Annotated in this window: 20 protein-coding genes and 1 pseudogene; 9 read left to right on the top strand and 12 right to left on the bottom strand. The window is 72.1% G+C overall.

All coding sequences use genetic code 11. The features are described 5' to 3' along the window. Positions 1-319: 319 nt before the first annotated feature. The 8 genes from IEZ06_RS08605 to IEZ06_RS08570 all read left to right on the top strand — a co-directional run bounded on the left by IEZ06_RS08605 (position 320) and on the right by IEZ06_RS08570 (position 8,240). Positions 320-787, top strand: a complete 468-nt coding sequence (locus tag IEZ06_RS08605; RefSeq protein ID WP_189236102.1) for an RICIN domain-containing protein — start codon at positions 320-322, stop codon at positions 785-787. A gap of 237 nt (positions 788-1,024) precedes the next feature. Next, complete coding sequence (locus IEZ06_RS08600) at positions 1,025-1,687, top strand: urease subunit gamma (RefSeq protein ID WP_189236101.1); 663 nt, start codon at positions 1,025-1,027, stop codon at positions 1,685-1,687. Further along, a complete protein-coding gene (locus IEZ06_RS08595) occupies positions 1,680-3,530 on the top strand; it encodes an urease subunit alpha (RefSeq protein ID WP_189236100.1) in 1,851 nt (616 codons plus the stop codon). Before IEZ06_RS08600 ends, IEZ06_RS08595 begins: the two co-directional genes overlap by 8 nt. 25 nt (positions 3,531-3,555) lie before the next feature. After that, on the top strand, positions 3,556-4,254 hold the full coding sequence (locus tag IEZ06_RS08590; RefSeq protein ID WP_189236099.1) for an urease accessory protein UreF: 699 nt from the start codon (positions 3,556-3,558) through the stop codon (positions 4,252-4,254). Positions 4,255-4,300: 46 nt separating this feature from the next. Then, positions 4,301-4,984: an urease accessory protein UreG gene (gene ureG / locus IEZ06_RS08585; protein ID WP_189236098.1), complete on the top strand. Its 684-nt coding sequence runs from the start codon at positions 4,301-4,303 to the stop codon at positions 4,982-4,984. Next, positions 4,981-5,838 carry an urease accessory protein UreD gene (locus IEZ06_RS08580; RefSeq protein WP_203871917.1) on the top strand — a complete coding sequence of 286 codons (858 nt, stop codon included), beginning with the start codon at positions 4,981-4,983 and terminating at the stop codon, positions 5,836-5,838. The genes ureG and IEZ06_RS08580 overlap by 4 nt, the downstream gene beginning before the upstream one ends. 219 nt (positions 5,839-6,057) lie before the next feature. Next, on the top strand, positions 6,058-6,816 hold the full coding sequence (uppS, locus tag IEZ06_RS08575; protein ID WP_307811683.1) for a polyprenyl diphosphate synthase: 759 nt from the start codon (positions 6,058-6,060) through the stop codon (positions 6,814-6,816). Beyond that, entirely contained in the window at positions 6,813-8,240 is a 1,428-nt protein-coding gene (locus IEZ06_RS08570) for an EF-hand domain-containing protein (protein WP_189236095.1), read from the top strand. The genes uppS and IEZ06_RS08570 overlap by 4 nt, the downstream gene beginning before the upstream one ends. A gap of 64 nt (positions 8,241-8,304) precedes the next feature. Here the strand turns inward: IEZ06_RS08570 and IEZ06_RS08565 are convergent, their stop codons facing one another. The 10 genes and pseudogenes from IEZ06_RS08565 to IEZ06_RS08520 all read right to left on the bottom strand — a co-directional run bounded on the left by IEZ06_RS08565 (position 8,305) and on the right by IEZ06_RS08520 (position 18,892). Then, entirely contained in the window at positions 8,305-9,105 is an 801-nt protein-coding gene (locus IEZ06_RS08565) for an IucA/IucC family C-terminal-domain containing protein (RefSeq protein ID WP_189236094.1), read from the bottom strand. Between the two features lie 93 nt (positions 9,106-9,198). Next, entirely contained in the window at positions 9,199-11,343 is a 2,145-nt protein-coding gene (locus IEZ06_RS08560; protein WP_189236093.1) for a glycoside hydrolase family 3 C-terminal domain-containing protein, read from the bottom strand. A gap of 275 nt (positions 11,344-11,618) precedes the next feature. Next, on the bottom strand, positions 11,619-12,260 hold the full coding sequence (locus tag IEZ06_RS08555; protein WP_189236092.1) for an ABC transporter ATP-binding protein: 642 nt from the start codon (positions 12,258-12,260) through the stop codon (positions 11,619-11,621). Then, on the bottom strand, positions 12,248-13,051 hold the full coding sequence (locus IEZ06_RS08550) for an ATP-binding cassette domain-containing protein (protein ID WP_189236091.1): 804 nt from the start codon (positions 13,049-13,051) through the stop codon (positions 12,248-12,250). The genes IEZ06_RS08555 and IEZ06_RS08550 overlap by 13 nt, the downstream gene beginning before the upstream one ends. A 7-nt stretch (positions 13,052-13,058) precedes the next feature. Further along, positions 13,059-13,904 carry an ABC transporter permease gene (locus IEZ06_RS08545; protein ID WP_189236090.1) on the bottom strand — a complete coding sequence of 282 codons (846 nt, stop codon included), beginning with the start codon at positions 13,902-13,904 and terminating at the stop codon, positions 13,059-13,061. Beyond that, positions 13,901-14,920: an ABC transporter permease gene (locus IEZ06_RS08540; RefSeq protein ID WP_203871916.1), complete on the bottom strand. Its 1,020-nt coding sequence runs from the start codon at positions 14,918-14,920 to the stop codon at positions 13,901-13,903. The genes IEZ06_RS08545 and IEZ06_RS08540 overlap by 4 nt, the downstream gene beginning before the upstream one ends. After that, positions 14,902-16,575, bottom strand: a complete 1,674-nt coding sequence (locus IEZ06_RS08535; protein ID WP_189236089.1) for an ABC transporter substrate-binding protein — start codon at positions 16,573-16,575, stop codon at positions 14,902-14,904. The genes IEZ06_RS08540 and IEZ06_RS08535 overlap by 19 nt, the downstream gene beginning before the upstream one ends. A 199-nt stretch (positions 16,576-16,774) precedes the next feature. Next, complete coding sequence (locus tag IEZ06_RS08530; protein WP_189236088.1) at positions 16,775-17,854, bottom strand: cation diffusion facilitator family transporter; 1,080 nt, start codon at positions 17,852-17,854, stop codon at positions 16,775-16,777. 177 nt (positions 17,855-18,031) lie between these two features. Continuing rightward, positions 18,032-18,472 (bottom strand): annotated as a pseudogene (locus IEZ06_RS08525) (class I SAM-dependent methyltransferase); the annotation flags it as partial. 24 nt (positions 18,473-18,496) lie between these two features. Beyond that, on the bottom strand, positions 18,497-18,892 hold the full coding sequence (locus IEZ06_RS08520; RefSeq protein ID WP_189236087.1) for a cupin domain-containing protein: 396 nt from the start codon (positions 18,890-18,892) through the stop codon (positions 18,497-18,499). 399 nt (positions 18,893-19,291) lie between these two features. Between IEZ06_RS08520 and IEZ06_RS08515 the strand changes: the two genes are divergently transcribed. After that, positions 19,292-19,936 (top strand): GlxA family transcriptional regulator, encoded by a 645-nt coding sequence (locus IEZ06_RS08515; RefSeq protein ID WP_229797893.1) that lies wholly within the window; start codon positions 19,292-19,294, stop codon positions 19,934-19,936. On the opposite strand, the gene IEZ06_RS08510 is transcribed toward IEZ06_RS08515, so the two are convergent. Together IEZ06_RS08510 and IEZ06_RS08505 are read right to left on the bottom strand one after the other, a co-directional pair. Continuing rightward, positions 19,933-20,967 carry a LacI family DNA-binding transcriptional regulator gene (locus IEZ06_RS08510; protein ID WP_189236086.1) on the bottom strand — a complete coding sequence of 345 codons (1,035 nt, stop codon included), beginning with the start codon at positions 20,965-20,967 and terminating at the stop codon, positions 19,933-19,935. The genes IEZ06_RS08515 and IEZ06_RS08510 overlap by 4 nt on opposite strands. Continuing rightward, entirely contained in the window at positions 20,964-21,305 is a 342-nt protein-coding gene (locus IEZ06_RS08505) for an MmyB family transcriptional regulator (protein ID WP_229797892.1), read from the bottom strand. Before IEZ06_RS08505 ends, IEZ06_RS08510 begins: the two co-directional genes overlap by 4 nt. Positions 21,306-21,390 lie beyond the last annotated feature (85 nt).

The raw sequence follows: 21,390 nt of genomic DNA, 5'->3' as shown, positions 1-21,390 counted from the left end.
CTCCTCCTTGTGGGGTAGTTGCTGTTGGAATCCCCCGTCTTCAGACGGGGGAGGACGTCAAGGCTCACAACTGTGCAGCACGGATCACATGGGCCTGACGGCATCCTTGACAGGCTATTGACTATCAGTGTTTGTTTCTTTACCGTCAGTGATGTCAGCAGGGATATCCCTTCTCCTGCCCTTACCCGAGGGCATCACCCGCCCGGCCGTGGACGACACGGGCCCGGTCCGTTCACGCACCTCCCGCCGCCCCGGCAGGCACGGACGCCGCCTGCGGCACCCCCAACCCTCGCTTCCCCTGTGGAAAAAGGAGCCGGTCATGCCGCTCGGCAGCGCCCTGCCCACCGGATCGGTGATGATGGTCCACCACGTCACCGGCACCTACTTCATGTGCAACGACTTCCACGACAACGTCGGCAACCACGTCCAGACCTGGGCCCAGGACCCCTTCGCCGACGCCACCAGCCACCGCTGGACGCTCGTGCGCAACCCCGACGGCACCGTCGTCATCCGCTCCGCGGCCCACGGTCGCGCGCTGAGCGCCGGCGCCAACCCCGCCGACGTGGTGACCCTGAAGGAGGGCAACGACAGCCTCCACCAGAGCTGGCGTTTCGAGCCCGTCGACACCAGCAGCGACGGCTACGTCATCGCCTCGGTCGTCCACCCCTCCCACGCCCTGTCCATCGTCTCCCACCTGCAGGCCAACGATCAGCTCCTCGGCCTGACCCGCATGTGGGGCGGCCCCAACCTCGCCCAGGTCTGGAAGGTCTTCCCCCACGGCACCTGACCGCCGACCGGCCGGGCGGAGCAGCGCTGGTGCGCGGTTGCGTACCGCCGACGTACCCCGCGACAGCGGTCCACGAGGTGGTGCACGTCCGTTCTGCCCGGCCGTCGGACGCGCCTGCATCCCGGCGGCGCATCCGCAGGCCGTCCGGTGCGCGCCCACGCACGCAGGCCGCGGCACGACGGATCGGTTCATCCGTACCGCCGGCAGAAAACCGATTGTGGATGTGAGGAGGAAGACGTGCATCTGACCCCCCACGAGCAGGAACGCCTGATGATCCATGTGGCCGCTGACGTCGCTGCCCGGCGCCGGGCCCGGGGACTGCGGCTGAACCATCCCGAAGCGGTCGCACTGCTGACCGCGCACGTACTCGAAGGCGCCCGGGACGGCCGGACCGTCCGGGAGCTGATGATGTCCGGACGCGGTGTGCTCACCCGCCAGGAGGTGATGGAGGGCGTCCCCGAGATGATCGAGACGGTTCAGGTGGAGGCCACCTTCCCCGACGGCACCAAGCTGGTGACCGTCACCGACCCCATTCCGACCCGCGACGACCTGCCCGGCCCCGGGCAGGTCGCGCACCCCGAGGGGGCCGGGCCGGTCTACGTCAACGAGGGACTGCCGGTGACGCGGGTCCAGGTGTGCAACACCGGCGACCGCGCCGTCCAGGTCGGCTCCCACTACCACTTCTACGAGGTCAACCCCGCCCTGGAGATCCGGCCGGCGGATGCGGCGGATCCCGGGCCCGACCGCGCGTGCGCCTACGGCAAGCGCCTGAACATCCCCGCCGGCAAGTCCCGGCGTTTCGAGCCGAACTGCCGCATCGAGGTCGACCTGGTGCCCATCCAGGGAGACCGGGTCGTCATGGGGCTGCGCGGAGCGGTCGGGGGTGAGTTGCATGACTGAGCCCGTACCGCAGCCCGCACCGCGAGCCGAGGTGTGCCGTCCCCGGCTGGAGCGCGCCGACTACGCCGACCTGTACGGCCCGACCACGGGCGACCGCATCCGGCTCGCCGACACCGACCTGTGGCTCGAGGTCACCGAGGACTGGGCGGGCGGCCCGGGCCACAGCGGCGACGAGATGGTCTTCGGCGGCGGCAAGGTGATCCGCGAATCCATGGGCCAGTCCTGCCGCTCACGCGCTGACGGGGCGCCGGACACCGTGATCACCGGCGCGGTGGTCCTTGACCACTGGGGCGTGGTCAAGGCCGACGTCGCGCTGCGCGACGGCCGCATCACGGCGCTGGGCAAGGCCTACAACCCCGAGACGATGAACGGCCGCCACGGTGGGCAGCGCGTCGCCGGGCCCGTTCCCCGTCCCGTCGACATCGTGGTCGGACCGGAGACGGAGATCATCGCTGGAAACGGCAAGATCCTCACCGCGGGAGGCATCGACACCCACGTGCACTTCATCTGCCCCGAACAGCTCGACGAGGCGCTGGCCTCCGGTGTCACCACGCTCATCGGCGGCGGCACGGGCCCGGCCGAGGGCAGCAAGGCCACCACCGTCACCTCCGGAGCCTGGCACATCACCTCCATGTTCCAGGCGCTGGACCGCTTCCCGGTCAACATCGGGCTGCTCGGTCAGGGCGCGACCATGTCGCGCCAGGCCATGCGCGACCAGGTGCGCGCCGGCGTGCTGGGATTCAAGATCCACGAGGACTGGGGGGCGACCCCGGCCGTGCTGCGGGCCTGCCTGGAGGTGTGCCAGGAGTCCGGGGCCCAGCTGGCCATCCACGCCGACACCCTGAATGAGGCCGGTTTCCTGGAGAGCACCCTGGAAGCCATCGACGGCCGCTGCATCCACGCCTTCCACGTCGAGGGCGCCGGCGGCGGCCATGCTCCCGACATCATCGAGATGGCCTCCCACCGCAACGTACTGCCCGCCTCCACCAACCCCACCCGGCCGCTGACGGTCAACACCATCACCGAGCACATCGACATGGTGATGGTCTGCCACCACCTCAACCCGAAGGTCCCCGAGGACCTGGCGTTCGCCGACTCGCGCATCCGGCCCTCGACGATGGCGGCCGAGGACGTGCTGCACGACATGGGCGCCATCTCGATCATGTCGTCGGACGCCCAGGCCATGGGCCGCATCGGCGAGATGATCATGCGGACCTGGCAGACCGCGCACGTGATGAAGCGCCGACGCGGCGTCCTGGACGGCGACGGGCGGGCCGACAACCTGCGGGCGCGCCGGTATGTCGCCAAGTACACCGTCAACCCGGCCATCGCCCACGGCATCGGCCACCAGGTCGGCGCGGTGCAGACCGGCCTGCTCGCCGACCTGGTGCTGTGGGAGCCGAAGTTCTTCGGCGTCAAGCCACACATGGTGATCAAGGGAGGGCAGATCGCCTACGCGCAGATCGGCGACGCCAACGCCTCCATCCCCACCCCCCAGCCGGTCCTGCCGCGCCGCATGTTCGGCGCCCTCGGCACCGCGCCGCCCGGCAACTCGGTCAACTTCGTCTGCGAGCAGTTCGCGGGCGGCCTGCCCGATGTGGCCAAGGCGTTCGTGCCCATCACCAGCACGCGGGGGTTGAGCAAGGACGACATGCGCGAAAACAGCGCTCTGCCCCGCATCGACGTCGATTCCGACAACTTCACCGTGGTCGTCGAAGGCAGCGGCGGCGCCGGCGAGCAAGACGACCGCACCGGCGACGTGGAGGTGTCGGTCGACGAGGACACGGTCATACCGCACTACCGCCCCGAGCTGCCCATGGCCCAGCGGTACTTCCTGTTCTGACGCCGACCCGCCACCTGGAGCGACGATGAACCCCGTGCAGAGCACCACGGCGAGTCCGGCGGCGCTGCTGGTGCTGTCCGACGGCCGCTTCCCCGCCGGCGGGCACGCCCACTCCGGCGGGGCCGAGGCCGCCGTCACCGCCGGACGCGTGCACGACACGGCGACGCTGGAGCGGTTCTGCCGCGGCCGGCTGCACACCGCCGGCCTGGTCGCCGCGGCGCTGGCCGCCGCGGCGGCCGGGGGATGCGACCCGCTGGCGCTGGACGACGCCGCCGACGCGCGCACCCCCTCTCCGGCGCTGCGCCGCACCGCCCGCCGGCTCGGCCGGCAGCTGATGCGCGCCGCCCGGCGGCTCTGGCCCGATCCCCGGCTGGAGGAACTGGCCGAGGCACGCCCCGGCGGCGCGCACCACCCGGTCGTGCTGGGGCTGGCCGCACGCGCGGCCGGACTGTCGCCCGCCCAGGCCGCACAGGCCGCCGCCTACGACACCGTCAGCGGCCCGGTCACCGCCGCGGTGCGCCTGCTCGGCCTCGACCCCGTGCACGCCACCGGCGTCCTGACCCACCTGGCCTGCGACATCGAGGAGATCACCGGCCGGGCCGCAGAGCACGCCGCCCGCGTCACCGACCACGGCACGGACGCGCTGCCCGCAGTCGGCGCACCCCTGCTGGACATCACCGCCGAACAGCACGCCGCCTGGCCGGTGCGCCTGTTCGCCGGCTGAACGCCACCCGGCCCAATGCCCTGCCGCACCACGAGAAAGCAGACACATGCACCTGCACCACACCGAGACCGTCCTGGAGAACATCCCCGAAAGCGGCGGCGGCCGCTCCGGTGCCCGCGCCCTGCGCATCGGCCTGGGCGGACCCGTGGGCTCCGGCAAGACCGCCACCGTCGCCGCTCTGTGCCGGCACCTGCGCGACCGCCTGTCGCTGGCCGTGGTCACCAACGACATCTACACCCGCGAGGACGCCGAAGCCCTGCTGCGCGCGGCCGTACTGCCGCCGGAGCGCATCAGCGCCGTCGAGACCGGCGCCTGCCCGCACACCGCCATCCGCGACGACATCTCCGCCAACCTGGAGGCCGTCGACGACCTGCAGAACCGGCTCGGCCCGCTGGACCTCATCCTGATCGAGTCCGGCGGCGACAACCTCACCGCCACCTTCTCCAAGGGCCTGGTCGACCACCAGATCTTCATCATCGACGTCGCCGGCGGCGACGACATCCCCCGCAAGGGCGGCCCCGGCATCACCACCGCCGACCTGCTGGTCATCAACAAAACCGACCTGGCACCCCACGTCGGCGCCGACCTGGAGGCCATGGAACGCGACGCCGCGGCGGCACGCGCCGGCCTGCCCGTCATCGCCACCAGCGTCAGGACCCCCGGCGGCGCCGCACCGATCGCCGAATGGGTGTGCCGGCTCCTGGCCGCAGGGAAGGCGGCCCGGCCATGACGACCACCGCCCGCGCCCACCGCCCGGCGGCGCCCCCGGGCGAGGACGCCGCCGCCTGCAGCCTGCACGCCACCGCCCGCATCACGGCCACCGCGGCGGACGGCACCACCGATCTTCCCCTGCTCCAGGGCGACGGCCCCTTCGACCTGCGCCGCCTGCCCTCACGCGGCGGTCCGGCGCGGGTGTGCGTCCTGGGCGCGATGAGCGCCCCGCACAACGGCGACCGGCTGCGCATCGAGATCACCGTCGAGGCGGGCGCCGACCTGCACCTCACCTCCGCCGCCGCCACCGTCGCACTGCCCGGCCCCGCACCCGGGCACGCCGTCTACGACGTGCTCCTGCGCGTGGGCCGGGACGCGCGGCTGCACTGGCTGCCCGAACCCGTCATCAGCGCCGCCGGCAGCGACCTGCGCCAGCACATCCGGGTGGACCTGGCCCCCACCGCCCGGCTCCTGCTCAGCGAGCAGCAGATCCTGGGCCGCGCCCGCGAACCGACCGGACGACTGGACAGCCGCCTGACCGTACGCCGCGGCGGACGGACGCTGCTGGACCAGCAGACGTCTTTCGGACCCGGCGCGCCCGGCTGGGACGGCCCGGCCGTCCTGGACGGCAACCGAGCGGTCGGCCAGCTCCTCCTCCTCGGCCCCGGTCTGACGGGCGGCTCCGGTCCGGTCGAGATCCTGGGCGGCACCCCGGCGGACGGGCACGGCGTGATCGTCCCGCTCGACGGCCCCGGACGGCTCGCCACCGCCGTCGCACCGGACGCCGGCGACCTGCGCCGCCTGCTCGACACCGCGCGGCACCGCTTCGGAATCGAAGACGACGCCGGCCCGCCACGGCCCCGCGGCCGCTGACGGCTTACGATCACCTGCCGTTCGTTCTGGGCCGGAGCCGAGCCGGAGCATGCGACTCCGGCCGGCGGCCATCGCTTTCCTGCGCTGGCTCGTGACGGCCGAGCCGGTCGGCGGGCGCCTGCGACGAACGGTGCCGCCCGGATGCCGCCCGGCTTCGCCGCCCTCGACGGCGAATCCGGCCGGAGACCGGTGAGCGCAACACCTCCACCACCAACAGTAATGATATGGTCACGATCAGCTATGGAAATCATTGGCGGGTTACCGCATCACGTGGCGTGTGTCATGGACGGGAACGGGCGGTGGGCGGCGCAGCGGTCACTGCCGCGGACCGCAGGCCACGAAGCGGCGGAGACCGCCGTGATCGACGTCATCGAGGCGGCCCGCTCGGCCGGCGTCAAGTGGCTGAGCCTGTACGCCTTCTCCACCGAGAACTGGCGCAGGCCGGCAGGCGAGATCGACATCCTGATGCGACTCGTGCGCCGGGCCATCCGCAAGCACGCACCGGCGCTGCACGCACGAGGCGTCCGGTGCAGGTTCCTGGGCATGTCCGACCCGCGGATCCCGCCGCAGCTCGCCCGGGACATCGCCGATCTGATGACGCTGACCAGCGACAACAGGCAGATGACGCTGACGGTCGCCTTCGATCACGGGGGACGCCGCGACATCGTGGAAGCCGCCCGCTCGCTGATCCGCGCGGCCGTACCCGCCGAGCAGGTCACCGAGGTCACCTTCGCCGGTCATCTCCCCTGCTCCGACACACCGGATGTGGACCTGGTCATCCGTACCTCCGGAGAGCAGCGGATCTCCAACTTCATGCTCTGGCAGGTCGCCTACGCCGAATGGGTCTTCCCTCACGTGCTGTGGCCCGACTTCCGCGCGGCCCACCTGTGGGAATGCCTTGACGCCTACCGGCGGCGCCAGCGCCGCTTCGGTGATGTCCGCCAGTCGATCCCCACGACGGGAGAGGGACTTCGATGAATCAGCCCACCGCACAGGAAACCGGGCAGGAGACCACCGACGTCTTCGGGCCGGACTCGATGCTGCGCCGCCTCGTCAGCGAGGCCCGCTGGGGCCTTGCGGTGACCCGCGCCACGGTGCTGGAGGCCGCACACCCGCAGATCGGCATGGCGTTGATCGGAAACTCGACGTTCGTGACGTATCCGTGGCGGCGCCTGCGCAACACCGTGGTGAGCACGCAGCGGATGCTCGACCCGGACCCGCGGGTCCGCCACCGGGAGGCGGCCCGCCTCAACCGCCTGCACGCGCGCATCTCGGGCACCGACCCGCACGGTCACCGCTACGACGCGATGGACGCCGAAGCGCGTGCCTGGGTGGTGGCGACCCTGTTCGAGTCGGCGGTGACGATGTACCGGTTGAGCGGCGAGTCGCTCGACGGACCCGCGATGGAACGGCTCTACGCCGAGTTCCGGACGTTCCTGGCCCTGCTCGAGGGCGACAGCGACCGCCTCCCTGCGACGTTGCGGGAGTTCTGGCCCTACTACGACGACATGATCGACCATCGCCTGGAGAGCACCGAGGCGGTGCGCGTCATCCTCTACCGGCTCTTCGCCAACGTGCCCGCGCCGCCCCTGCTGCGCAGCCATCCCGCGGTGTGGGCCGCGGGCCGGGTCGTGGCGGGTCCGGTGGCCGCCGCGATCACCATCGCCTCGCTGCCGGAGTCCTTCTGCCGCCGTATCGCCCTGCCCGACCTTCCGGGGGCGCGGACGCTCATGCACGGGGCCTACCTGACGGCCGGATTCGCCGCCCGTGTGCTTCCGGACGACTGGATGCAGGTCGGCTCGTTCATGAGCCTGCTGGATCCCGGCCACGCCGGAGGCGGTGGACCGTGGGAGAAGGTGCGCCGCAAGGCGGGTCAGGCCGCGGCCATGATCAGACTCATGGCTCCGGCTGCCGAGGAGGCCGGCCGGGCCACACGCTCGGCCGACCGGTTCTTCGCCGAGGTCCTGGACCAGACCGGCGACGGCCACCTCACCTGGCCCGATCTGGCCGCCATGGCCCGGGCGATCGCCACGCGGCTCGATCTGGACGAACCGGACGAGGAGCGGCTTTACAACGCCTACGCCGCCTGGTGGCGGGAGTTGCAGGCCCAGCTCGACGCCGATGGTGACGGACGCGTCACACGCCAGGAGTACGCCGCCGCAGCCGCCGCTCTGCCCGGCTCCGGGCTGATCAGGGTCGCCGACGTGCTGTTCGACATCACCGACGTCGACGACGACCAGATGATCGACGCACACGAGTACCAGACGCTGTTCCGCCGGGCCTTCCACCGTGAGCTGAGCGACGGGGACGCCAGCTACTCGCGTAGCGCTTTCGTCAGGCGCTTCGTGTCCTTCATGTCCGGGCAGCAGCACTCGGCCGCCTATGACTCCCTCCTGTCCTAGCCGCAGGGGTCTGTCCAGGTACCGGGCACCGCCGATCCGGCCGGGGAGGGACGCCGGGGCGGGGTCAGTGCGGGGTCGCGCCGCCGGTGAGGGCGCGGCGGTAGCCGGCGATGCGGTCCTCCACGCTGTCCAGGCAGCAACTGGCGCACTTCTCACCGTGGGCGGCGGTGTAGAACAGGCAGCACGTCCGGCGCAGGTAGAACAGGCCCTCCGCGCCTGCTTCGGAGAGCCGCACCATCTCCCCGAGAGCGGCCAGTTCCGGCGGGCAGGCCGCGACGAACCTCTCGTAGGAGCGCTGCAGCAGGTCGACGTCGGCTCCGGGCCTCCTGCTCGCGGCGCCGAACGCCGCGGCGCACCCCTGGGCGATGCCGCCGTGCAGCTGCCGCCGCCCGGCGCGACTGCGCGCCCGCAGCGCCTCGGCGACCGGGAGCAGGTGCTCGTCGAGAACCTGGCTCACCAGCAGCGCCAGCCGTTCGCCCGCGGGCATGCGGGAGACGTCGGCCAGACGCGGCCGGCGCAGTGCGACGGCCGCGAACCCGTGGTGGTCGTCGAGCCGGAGCAGCACGTTCCGCGGCCGCACGTCCAGCACCTGGTCGTACAGCGCCCACGCCAGCAGGGCGGGGGCCGTGACCGTGCCGGCGTAGACGGCCATCACGGTCAGTGCCGTGGCGTGCGCGGACACCTGCCCGCTGGCCGCCCGCTCGGCCTCCAGCACCCGCGTCAGCTCTTCGGCGACGGGATCCATCAGCCGGTCGGCGGCGATCCAGTCTCCGCCCGCGCCGGGGTCGGTCTCCAGCCGGTAGCGCTCGCCGTACCCGGCCAGGGTCGTGAGCACGGTCACCGGATCGGCGGACGGATGGGGCACGGTGGGGGCTCCTTGCGTGATGGCGGCGCTGTCGGCGAACCATTGTGCGGCATCGGCGGGGCAGGCCACCACGGGGTCGGAGTGTGCTCCCTGTCAGCCCTGCCGCCTGCTGAGGGCCATCAGCTCGGTGAGGGTCCTCTCGGGGAGGGGCGCGGGCAGGAACCCCAGGAACTGGTGCATCGGCAGCGACTCGACCAGACGCAGCATGCCGGCGTGCTCGGCGGCCTGCGCCCGCTGCTCCTCGGTCATGCCCGCGGTCAGCCGGTCCATGAACGCGGGTCCGACGGCCGGGTGCGCGAGCCACTCGCCGAGGCTGGAGTCCAGGGTCAGCTCCTTGACGAGCACCTCACCGGCGAGCTCGACGGTCTCCTCGGCGACGATCATCGAGGCGTTCTCGCCGATCTGGACGGTGTAGTCGCCGGGCGCCACCAGCCAGCGGCCTTCGGCGACGTCCCAGTAGGCGAAGGCGCGGGCGTCCAGGTCGAAGGCCACGGTCGTGGACTCGCCGGGGCCGAGCGCGACCTTGGTGAAGGCGCGCAGTTCCCGGGCCGGGCGGCGGACGGGGCCGGCCTGCGTGGCGACGTAGAGCTGGACGACGTGCTTGCCGTACCGCCCGCCGGTGTTGGCGACGGTGAGGGCGGCGCGTGCGCTGTCGGCTCCGGTGACCTCCACCGCGAGGTCGCCGACGGCGAAGGCGGTGTAGGTGAGCCCGTGGCCGAAGGGGTAACGCACCGGCCGCCCGACGGTCTCGTGGTAGCGGTAGCCGACCATGACGCCCTCGCCGTAGCGGACGGTGCCCTGCTCGCCGGGGAAGTTCAGGTAGGCGGGGGTGTCCTGCAGGCGCAGCGGGATGGTCTCGGCCAGCCGCCCGGACGGGCTGACCACGCCGAAGAGCAGGTCGGCGACGGCGCCGCCGCCGGCCTGACCGAGCAGCCAGCCCTCCAGGACGGCGTCGACGTCGTCGTGCCAGCCCTCCAGCGACACGACGCCGCCGTTGGACAGCACCACGACGGTACGGCGGGCCGCCGCGGCGGTGGCGCGGATCAGCTCCACCTGCTCGCCGGGGAGCTCGATGGCGGTCCGGTCGTAGCCCTCGGACTCGTCGGCGTCGGCGAGCCCGGCGAAGACGATCGCCAGGTCGGCGCCCTCGGGATCGGTGGTGACGGTCCGCTCCCCGGCCAGCCTCCTGATCTCCTCCAGCGGGACGTCCACCCGGGTGGGGTCGACGCGGGAGCTGCCGCCGCCCTGGAAACGCGGCTCGGTGGCGAACGGGCCGACGACGGCGATGGTCCCGACGTCAGGGCCGACGGGGAGCACGGCACCGTCGTTCTTCAGCAGCACGGCGCACTCGGCGGCCAGCTCGCGGGCGAGTGCGTGGTGGGCGTCGGCGTCGAAGCCGCCCGGCGCGGCCCGCCAGCGTTCGGCCATGGCCCGCACCCGGGCCGCGGAGCGGTCGACGACCGCCTCGTCCAGTGAGCCGTCGCGGACGGCCCGCACGATCTCGGCGTCGTCTGTGGGGTTGCCGGGCATCTGCAGATCGAGTCCGGCCTTCAGGGCGGCGACCCGGTCGTTGACGGCTCCCCAGTCGGAGACCACGACGCCGTCGAAGCCCCATTCCTGGCGCAGCAGCGTGGTCAGCAGCCACGGGTGCTGGCCGGCGTAGACGCCGTTGAGCCTGTTGTAGGCGGCCATCACCGTCGCCGGCCGGGCCTGTTCGACGACGCGTTCGAAGGCGGGCAGGTAGATCTCCCGCAGGGTGCGCTCGTCGACCTCGGCGCTGACGCGCATGCGGTCGGTCTCCTGGTTGTTGGCCGCGAAGTGCTTGACGGAGGCGCCCACGCCCTGAGCCTGCAGCGCCTTGACGTGCGCGGCGGCCAGTGCGCCGGACAGCAGCGGGTCCTCGGAGTAGTACTCGAAGTTGCGCCCGCACAGCGGCGAGCGCTTGATGTTCACCCCGGGCCCCAGGACCACCTGGACGCCGTGCGCGCGGGCCTCGGCGGCCACCGCGGCGGCCAGCCGGCCCGCGACGGCGGGGTCCCAGCTGGAGCCCACCGCGACGGCGGGCGGGAAGCAGGTGGCGGGCAGGCTCCGATGGATGCCCAGGTGGTCGGTGCCGCCGGTCTGCCGGCGCACGCCGTGCGGGCCGTCGCTCAGCACGGCCGAGGGCACGTCGCCCACCGGCTCGGTGCTCCACGCGTCCCTGCCGGACAGCAGGGACGCCTTCTGCTCGAGGTTCACCGGAACCTGCGGCGGAAGGCGGCTTCAGGGGTGTCGCCGGGGTGCGGGCTCATGGGACCCCATCGGTAGGGAAGATCGAGATGTGCCTCGGATGGTAACCACGCACTACCAACACGTACAAGTGCGGGGGCGGTGACGTTCCGCCCCAGGAGGCGCGGGTGCGGGGACGGGCCTTCCCGGGCCCGCTCCGCGGCGATGGCCTCGTCACCGGCGGAATCGGAGGCGGCCGGGACCGGGCCTTCGGCCGTGCGCCCGGGCACGGCCGAAGGCCCGGTTCAGGCGGGCACCGAGGGCGGGCCGCACTCCGCCGGGACGCGGAGGCGCTCGACGGCGATCTGCTCGTCGCAGAGCCGGTCGAGCAGCGCCGGCTCGTGACTGATGACGACCATGCCGAGGCCGCGTTCGCGGACGATCCGGATGAGCGCGTGCCAGATCTGCGCCTGCGTGATCGCGTCGAACATGGCGGTCATCTCGTCGGCGACGAGATACCGGGTGGCGGGATGGAGCGCGCGGGCGATGCAGAAGCGCTGCAGCTCGCCTCCGGAGAGCTCGGCCGGCCAGCGGTCGAGCCACTCGCTCCTGACGCCGAGCAGGTCGAGCGTCTCCCGGGGCACCGCATGGGACTCCCGCAGCACCGAGCGCATCCGCCACTTGTGGTTGACCGCCCGCTCGGGATGCTGGTGGATCAGCTGCACCGGCCGGAACCCGCGTCCGGGCAGCGGGGCGCCGTCGACCGTGATCTCACCGGACCCGGGCCGGAGGTCTCCCGCCAGGAGCGCGCCGAGCGTCGACTTGCCGCTGCCGCTCGGCCCGGTGATGCCGACGACGGTGCCGGCCTCCACGCGGAAGGAGGCGTCGCGGTACAACGTCCTCCCGCCCGGGTGGCCGTAGCCGAGGCCGCTGACTACCAGTGCCATTCCACACCTCCGGCGGAGAATCGGTTCTGCGGCAGCGCGCGCCACAGCTCGCGCGCGAAGGGATGGCCGAGCCCGTCGCCCTCCCCGGTGAAGGCGGAGGCGGGCTCGACGGTGACGAGGCGCCCGCCGTTCATCACCGCCACCCGCTCGGCCACGGTCACCGCCGAGAGGATGTCGTGGGTGATGAGCAGCACGGCGACCCCGTCCGCGGCGAGCTCGCGCAGATGCCGGAGCACCTCTGCGACGGCTTCGGCGTGCAGGCCCGGGGTCGGCTCGTCGGCGATGATCAGCCGGACGGTGTCCCGGACGCCCGTGGCGAAGAGCACCCGCCTGAGCATCCCCCCGGACAGCTCGAACGGGTACAGCCTCGCCGTCTCGCTCGACAGGCCGTAGCGGGCGAACAGCCGGCGTTGCTCCCGCTCCGCGGTCTTCGGATCGAGGCCGATCCGCACCTGCCCGCCGACGGGCATCAGCGGGTCGAGGTTCGTCACCGACTGCGGGATGTAGGAGATCTCCCGGCCGAGCGTCCGCCTCCGCCCGGCGGCGGTCAGCCGCTCGCCCCGGAAGCGGATCTCACCGGTGACGTGCGCGTTGTGCGGCAGGATGCCGAGGATCGCCTGCGCGAGCAGGGTCTTGCCGGATCCGCTCGCGCCGATGACCGCCAGGATCTCCCCCTCGCGGACCTCGAGGTCCAGCCCGGCGATGCCGGGGACCGTCCGGGTGCGCAGCCTGCTCGCGTACTGGACGAAGCCGACGTCGAGATCGCAGATCGTCAGGATCGGTGTGTTCATCCGGCTCTCATCCGTTCGACGTCGCAGGGTCGAGCACCGCGCGCACCCGGTCGCCGAGTCGCGCGAAGCCGAGTACGGCCAGCAGGAGGGCGAGGCCGGGGAACACCGCGAGCCACCACATCCCGCTGGAGATGTGCGACATCCCCTCCGACAGGAGGATGCCGATCGCCGGTGTCTGCGGGGAGAATCCGAACCCGAGGAAGGTGAGTGCGGCCTCGTGCAGGATCACGTGCGGGAACATGAGGACGAATCCGACCAGGAGCTGGGGCAGGACGAGCGGCAGGACGTGCCTGCGCGCGATGAAGAGCGGTGACCTGCCGAGCCCGCGGGAGACGAGGATGAACTCGGCGCCGCGGATCTGCTTCACATCGGCTCTGACCAGCAGCGCGAGCGACATCCAGTGGGTGAACGCGATGCCCAGGACGATGCCCGGGATTCCGCCTCCGACGGTGAAGGCGAGCAGGATCATGAAGATCAGGTGTGGGATGCCGATGGACAGGTCGATGAGCCAGGAGACGACGCCGTCGACCCGCCTGCCGAGGAGCGCGGCGCCGATGCCGAGCACCGCGGAGATAACCGTGCTGATCGCCGCCGTCAGCACGCCGATCCCCAGGGAGAGCGCGAGTCCCTTCACCACTCTGGTGAACAGGTCCCGGCCGAGGTGGTCGGTCCCGAGCGGGTGCTCCAGGCTCGGTGGCAGCAGCCGCGGCGCGGCGTCCGGCCGCAGTGCGGCGTCGTCCAGGAGGAGGTGGCCCGCCAGGACGCAGGCGACCAGGAGCACCACGACGGAGAGCGAGACGACGAGGTCCCGGCGGCCGCGCAGGCGCGGGCGGTGACCGGTGGGCGCTGTCATGCCCTCCTCCGCGTCCGAGGGTCGATCGCGGCGTTGACGACGTCCGCGATCAGGTTGCCGGTGAAGACGAACACCGCGCTGACCAGCACGATGCCCAGCAGCAGCGGGACGTCGCCGCCGAGTGCGGCCTCGGTCAGGGTGGAGCCGAGGCCCGGATAGGAGAAGACCGTCTCGGCGAGCACCGAGCCTCCGAAGAGTTCTGCGAAGTAGGCGAACTGAAGGGTCACCGCCGGGACCACGGAGTTCCGGAATCCGTGGTTGCGGAAGATCTGCGCGTCGGTCTCGCCCCGGGCGCGGGCGAATGCCACGTAGTCGCTGTTCAGGACGTCCGTCATCTTCTCCCGGGTGTGCATGGCGATGTTCGCGACGCCGACGGCGGACAGGGTGATCACCGGCAGCACGAAGTGGTGGAACCGCTGGGCGAACGTGACGTCCGCCGCCGGGACGCCCTGCGGCCCCGCGAGCCCCACGGGGAACCAGCCGAGCCACACGGAGAAGACGACGAGGAAGACGATGCCGAGCCAGAAGGTGGGCGTCGCGGACAGGGTGTAGCTGTACCAGGAGACGACCCGGTCGGCGAGCCGGCCGCGCCGCATCGCCGCGACGGCTCCGAGCAGGTATCCGAGCACCCCGGACATCGTCCAGGCGACCCCCATCAGCGCGAGCGACGCGCCGAAGCGGGCGCCCATGACATCGGTCACGGGCGCCTTGTAGAGCGTCGAGGTGCCGAAGTCGCCCTGAAGCAGGGTGCCGGCCCAGGCGAGGTACTGCTCGACCGGCGAGCGGTCCAGGCCCCACTGCTCGCGGAGCTTGGCCAGCTGCTCGTCGGTGAGGTCCACGTCGGCGCCGATGTAGGCCTGGATCGGGTCGATCGGCGAGTTGTGGACCAGGGTGAAGGCGAGCGCCGACACCCCGGCCAGCAGGGTCGCCAGACGCAGGACGCGCAGCAGGACCAGTCTCGGCATGACGGGCACCGCCCCGGCCGGCCGGCGGGCGTTCACTTCTCCCAGCGCCACTGGGCGAGGGTGTTGAACAGCGCCCACTCGTGGCCGTGGCCGTGGATCGGCTGCTCACCCAGGTGCAGCCCGTCGCGGACGAGGTAGAGGTGGTCGATCCGGATGAGCCAGACGATGGGCGCGTCGCCGTCCTGGCCGGCGAAGCCGGTCCTGCCGTCCCACTGCGCCCGCTTCCAGTGCTCGTTCGCCTCGTCCTGGGTGGCGGCGGACAGCGCGCGGTCGAGGTGGCCGTCGACCGTCGGGTCGGCGTACTGCGGCATGTTGTTGTAGCCGGTGTCGATGACCTTCGACGAGTACATCGAATACAGCTGGTGCGCGTGGTGGCGGCCGCCGCCCCAGGTCACGGCGTTGGCCTTGCCGTCGAGGTAGATGCCGTCCCAGGTGCTGCCCTTGGTCGTGATCTCGATGCCGAGTGCGCGCGCCTGCTCCGCCACCACCAGCGCCAGATCGCTGCGGAGCTTGTCGTCGGAGGGGTACATCAGCGTGAACCCGGCCTTCTTCCCGGCCTTCTCCACGATTCCGTCGCCGTCGGAGTCGCGCCAGCCGGCCTCGGCGAGGATGCGTCTGGCGTCGTCGATGCGGCCGTCCTCGAACGCCGCCTCCTGGTTGAACCACGGGAGGCCGTCGACGAGGGTGTAGGCCGGGCGGCCGTGGCCCTGCAGCACGATCTCGGTGATCTCGTCGCGGTCGAGGCCGATGTTCAGCGCCTTGCGGATCGCCGGGTCCGCGGTCACGTCGTTGCCGACGGCGACGTCCTTGCCCTGGATCTTCCCCTTGCCGCCGGCCGGCCGCGTCGGCAGCGACAGGGCGCGGGAATCGATGCTCTCGAAGCTCCGCAGCGTCATCCCGGTGACGCGCTGGCCGGCGAAGGCCGGCGGGACGTAGGCGATGTCGACGGACCCGGCCCGCGCGGCGGCGAGCGCCGCGTCCTCGCCGAGGAAGAGGAAGGTGAGTTTGGTGAACTCCGGTCGCCGGCCGTACCAGTGCGGGTTCGCCGTGAGGATGAGCTGCTGTCCCTGCTGGTAGTCGGCGACGGTGTAGGGGCCGGACCCGATCGGGTTCTTCGAGTAGTCCGGGCCGTAGTGCTCGGCGGGCAGGATCGGGATCTCCGAGAGCTGGCTGACGAAGGTCGAGCGCGCTTCCTTCAGGTGGAACTCGACACGGGAGCCGTCGACGGCGGTGATCCGGTCGACGAACGTCAGGTCGAACCGGGTGCCGTCCTCCTTCAGCGTCTCGTAGGTGAAGACGACGTCCCGGGCGGTGACCGGCTCGCCGTTCGACCAGCGGGCGTTGTCGCGGAGCGTGAAGCTCCAGGTCTTCCCGTCGTCGCTCACGGAGTGCTCCGAGGCCAGGTCGCCGACGAAGTCGACGTCCTTGTCGATGGTGAGCAGCGAGCTGTGGATCGGCCGGATCTGCGCCGGCCTGGAACCCCAGCCCTTCAACGGGTCGAACTCGCCGCCGGCGACGTCCCCGACGGCGATGACGAGCTCGGTGCCGCGGCGCTGCGGTCCGCCCGGGGACGACGTGTTCTCGCCTCCCCGGCCCCACCCTGTCGTGACGCCGACCGTCACCCCCACGACCACGATGAGCGCCAATGCTGTGGCGATCCACGCGCGCCTGGCCTTGCCGGCCTGAAATTCCTCATCTCGGGACAAGGGGAACGACCTCGATTTCTGACGTTGTCACAAAGGGGATCGTCGCCACAGAACGGGCGACAGCGGACAACAGTACTGATAATCATTATCGTTTCTCAAATCGAGGCTCAGGGTCCGCGCCGACGCGGGTTCCGGCGCAGTCGTATCGGCTGGCCGGTCCGCCGTGCCGGGCCCGGTGGGCCGACGACGCTCCGGGCCGCTACCGATGGGCCAGGAGCGGGGCGTGATGATCGGTGCCGGCCGGGCCGTCGGGATCGGCGTGCACCGTGGCGGCCCGCAGCCGGGGCAGCTCGTGCATCAGGGCGTGCTCGGCCTGCACCGCCACGGCGTGCGCCTCGGTCAGCAGCGCGTCGTGGCGCACCGCGATCTCGACCTCGGCACGCAGCGTGTGCCCGACCCAGCGCAGCCGTACCGCCCCGACGCGCTGGACGCCGGGCACACCGGTCAGGACGTGCTCGGCCCGGGTGACCAGCGCGGGATCGACGGCGTCCATGAGCCGGTGGTAGATCTGGCGGGCGGCATCGCGCAGCACCACGCAGATCGCCCCCGTGATCACCAGGCCGACGATCGGGTCGGCCGGCGGGAAACCGAGCGCGCCGCCGCCGGCGCTCAGGAGCACCGCCAGGGAGGTGAAACCGTCGGCGCGGGCGTGCAGGCCGTCGGCCACCAGCGCGGCCGAGCCGATCTTGCGGCCGATGCGGATGCGGTAGCGGGCCACCAGCTCGTTGCCGGCGAACCCGGCCAGCCCCGCGGCCGCGACCGCCCCCAGATGGGAGACCGGCTGGGGGTGGAGCAGCCGGTCGACGGCCGTCCACCCGGCCAGCACGGCCGAGGCCGCGATGGTCAGCACGATGACGATCCCGGCCAGGTCCTCGGCCCGGCCGTAGCCGTAGGTGTAGCGGTGGTTGGGCCTGCGGCGGCCCAGCACGAACGCGATGCCCAGTGGCACCGCCGTCAACGCGTCGGCGGTGTTGTGCACGGTGTCGCCCAGCAGCGCCACCGACCCCGACAGCACCACGATGACGGCTTGGGCGGCCGCGGTCAGACCGAGCGCCCCCAACGAGATCCACAGCGCCCGCATGCCCTCGGCACTGGACTCCATCGCCGCGTCGACCTTGTCGGCGGCCTCGTGGGAGTGCGGCCGCAGCAGGTGCGTGACCTTCGCCCGGATCCCTGCCGCACCGCGCCCATGTCCATGTCCGTGGTCGTGGTCGTGGTCGTGGTGGTCATGGCGGCGGCTGTCCGAGGGAGGGCCGACGGCGTCGCGCTGATCGCTCATACTCCCCACGATGACCCACGACGCCGATTGCAGCATCTCGACATCAGCGCAGGTCACGCTCTTGCGAGACGGTCGCGCCACGACCGGCCGCCATCGGCCTCGGCATGCCGGCCCCGGCGCGGGATCGCCGGCCGCATCGCTGTGTCCGTCAGCGGTCCAGCCGGACCGGCGCCGAGGTCAGACGAACGCGACGACGGCGTATCTCTCGTCGGTGATGGTCCGTCCCCACAAGGTCGGGTCGGTCAGCGGCTCGACGCGGGCGCTCTCCACGAGCGGCTGCAGCGCCGCCAGGAGACGGCGTGCCTCGACCCCGCCCATCCACGGCATCGACTCCACCCCGACCGCGTAGGACCGGTCCTCACCCGGTTCGGCACTCGCCCAGCGCCCTTCGACGAGGACCAGGCGCCCGCCGGGACGCAGCAGGCCGATCCACCGGCGCAACGCACCCTCGGGGTCGGGCAGGGTCCACAGCAGATGGCGGGACAGGACCACGTCGAAGGACGTCCCGGCCTGCGCGGGCGGGTCGCTCGCGTCACCCGCCAGCATCGGGGCGTCGAAGCCGGCCGCGGTGAGCTTGCGCCGGGCCTGCTCGACCATCAGCGGGGCCAGGTCCACCCCGACCGGGCGCGCAACAGCCCGTCCTCACGAGCCGAGTGCGTGTCCTGTGGTGGCGTCGATGTGGCCGGGGACCTCGGCGGGGCGGTCGCCGACCGTCGATGTCCCGGTGGGCTCGAACATGAGGATCGCGGCGCCGCCGGGAGCGTGCGGCTTGTGCTCCATGCCCCGGGGGACGGTGAACACCGCGCCCCGGGGGAGGCGGACCGTGCGCTCCCCGCCGGCCTCGCGCAGCCAGATGTGCAGTTCCCCGTCGAGCACCAGGAAGAACTCGTCGGTGTCGGCGTGGACGTGCCACATGTGCTCGCCCTGGACCTTGGCGATGCGTACGTCGTAGTCGTTGACGCGCGTGACGATGCGGGGGCTCCACAGGGCGTCGAAGGAGGCCAGTGCCGTGCCGAGGGCGATGGGTTCGTTGCTCATGGGAGAAGCCTGGCGCATCGGTCCCGACCGGGGTGAGTGCTAGGAATGGCACATGGCGCAAGGATCCTCTCACTCCGCCCGCACGCCGGGCGCGCACCGGGTCGTCGTGATCGTGGACGAGAACTCCAACCCCTTCGAACTCGGCTGCGCGACCGAGATCTTCGGTCTGCGCAGACCCGAGATCGGGCGCGATCTCTACGACTTCCGCCTCTGCTCCCCTGAACCGCGCACCCTGATGAGGGACGGGTTCTTCACGCTCACCGGAGTCGCCGGCCTGGAGGCGGCCGACTCGGCGGACACGCTGATCGTCCCCAACCGTCCCGACGTCGAGGTGCCCCGCCGCCCCGCCGCCCCGCCGTACTCGACGCCGTCCGGCGGGCACACGCGCGCGGCGCCCGCCTGGTCGGCTTCTGCAGCGGTGCTTTCACCCTGGCTGAGGCCGGGGTGCTCGACGGACGCCGGGCCACCGCCCACTGGCAGTGGGCGCACTCCTTCCAAGCCCGCTTCCCTTCCGTCCGGCTCGAAACCGATGTGCTGTTCGTGGACGATGGCGACGTCCTCACCGCCGCGGGGAGCGCGGCCGCGCTCGACCTCGGCCTGTACATCGTCCGCCGTGACCACGGCGCGGAGATCGCCAGTTCGGTGAGCAGGCGGCTCGTCTTCGCCGCGCACCGCGACGGCGGGCAGCGGCAGTTCGTGGAGCGTCCCGTGCCCGACCCGCCGGACGAGTCCCTGGGGCCCGTCCTGGCCTGGGCTCAGGAGCGGCTGGACGCCCCGCTCACGGTGGCCGATCTCGCCGCGCACGCCGCGATCAGCCCGGCGACACTGCACCGCCGCTTCCGGGCGCAGCTGGGCACCACGCCGCTGGCGTGGCTCACCGGGGAACGGCTCGCCCTGGCCTGCCGGCTGATCGAGCGGGGAGAGCCGCGCTTCGAGATGGTCGCCCGGCGCAGCGGACTGGGCACCGCCGCCAATCTGCGTGCGCTGATGCGCCGCGAGATCGGGCTCACTCCCCTGGAGTACAGGCGCAGATTCGGTCTCTAGCGCTTCGGGGGAGCGGTGCTGCCGCGGACGACGAGTTCCGTGGCGAACTCGAGGCGGTTTCGCTGCAGGGGATCGCCTTCGGCGAGCGTCACCAGCATGGCGGTGGCCGCCGCCGCCATCTCGGTGAGCGGCTGGCGGATCGTGGTCAGCGGCGGGATGGCCCATCGCATCGACGGCATGTCGTCGAAACCGATGACGCTCAGGTCGTCGGGGATGCGGAGGCCCAGCTCGTGCGCCGCGTGATAGACGCCGATGGCCTGTCCGTCGTTGCAGGTGAAGACGGCGGTGGGCGGCTCGGGCAGGCGCAGCAGCCGGCCGGTGTGCGTCAGGCCGTCCTGGATCTGGTAGTCGCCCTGGCAGATGAGGTCCTGGTCGACGGGCACGCCGGCCGTGTCCAGCGCCGCGCGGTAGCCGTCGAGCCGTGCGCGGCTGGACAGCGCGTGGACGGGGCCCGTGATGATCGCGATCCGCCGGTGCCCGAGCTCCAGCAGGTGGCGGGTGGCCGAGAGTCCGCCGTTCCAGTTGCCCGCCCCCACCGAAGGGACCCGCTGCCCGGGGTCGCCGAGCGGGTCCAGCAGGACGAGGGGGATCTCCCGGGCGGTGAGCCTGTCGCGCTGAGCCTCGGTCAGGTTGGAGAAGACCGCGATGACGCCGGTCGGGCGGCGGTTGAGCACGTCCTCGATCCAGTCGTTCCCCGGGGTGTGCCGGCCTTGCAGCTCGGAGACCGCCACGGCCAGGCGGTGCTCGTGCGCGACCTGGCCGACCCCTTTGATGATCTCCGTCGGGTAGTCGCCCGCGAGCTCGTGGAAGACCAGCTCCACGACGGCGGCCGGACTGACGCGCCGCCGTTGCCTGCGGTAGCCGTGCTCGCGGATGAGGTCTTCGATCAGCGCGCGGGTCTGCGGCGCCACCGCGGAGCGGCCGTTCACCACTTTCGAGACCGTCGCGGTGGACACCCCCGCGAGCTCGGCCAGCTGGGCCAGGGTCAACGGTGCGGGGCCGGGTGCGGCCGGCCCGTCGACAACGGTCATGACGGCAGTCTAGTCGGCGGGGCGCCGGCGGCCCCGGTCTCGCTCCGGCCGCGGCCGGGCGACGCGTCCGGTTCCTTCACCGGCTCGAAGCCGGGTGCGGAGAGGCTGAGAAGGCGCAACGCGGACTCGGAGGACGAACCCGGTTCGGCGCTGTAGGCGATGATCCGCTGCCCGAGGTCTCCGGGGATGAGAAGGTTCTCGAAATGCAGCTCCATCGGGCCGACGACCGGGTGGTGGAAGTGCTTGACCCCCGAGGTGCACGTGCGCACCGGGTGCCGGGCCCAGCGCGCGGCGAACTCCTCGCTCCGGATGACGAGCCCGCCGACGAGCTCGGCCAGCCCGCGGTCGTCCGGATGGCGTCCCGCCGCCAGGCGCCGGGGCCGCGACGCCGGGCACGCCCCGGAGACTCGCTCCCCGGCTGCT

This window comes from Planomonospora antibiotica, assembly GCF_014647955.1.
In the GTDB taxonomy this organism is placed as follows: Bacteria; Actinomycetota; Actinomycetes; order Streptosporangiales; family Streptosporangiaceae; genus Planomonospora; species Planomonospora parontospora.
This window is presented reverse-complemented; position numbering and strand designations above follow the sequence as displayed.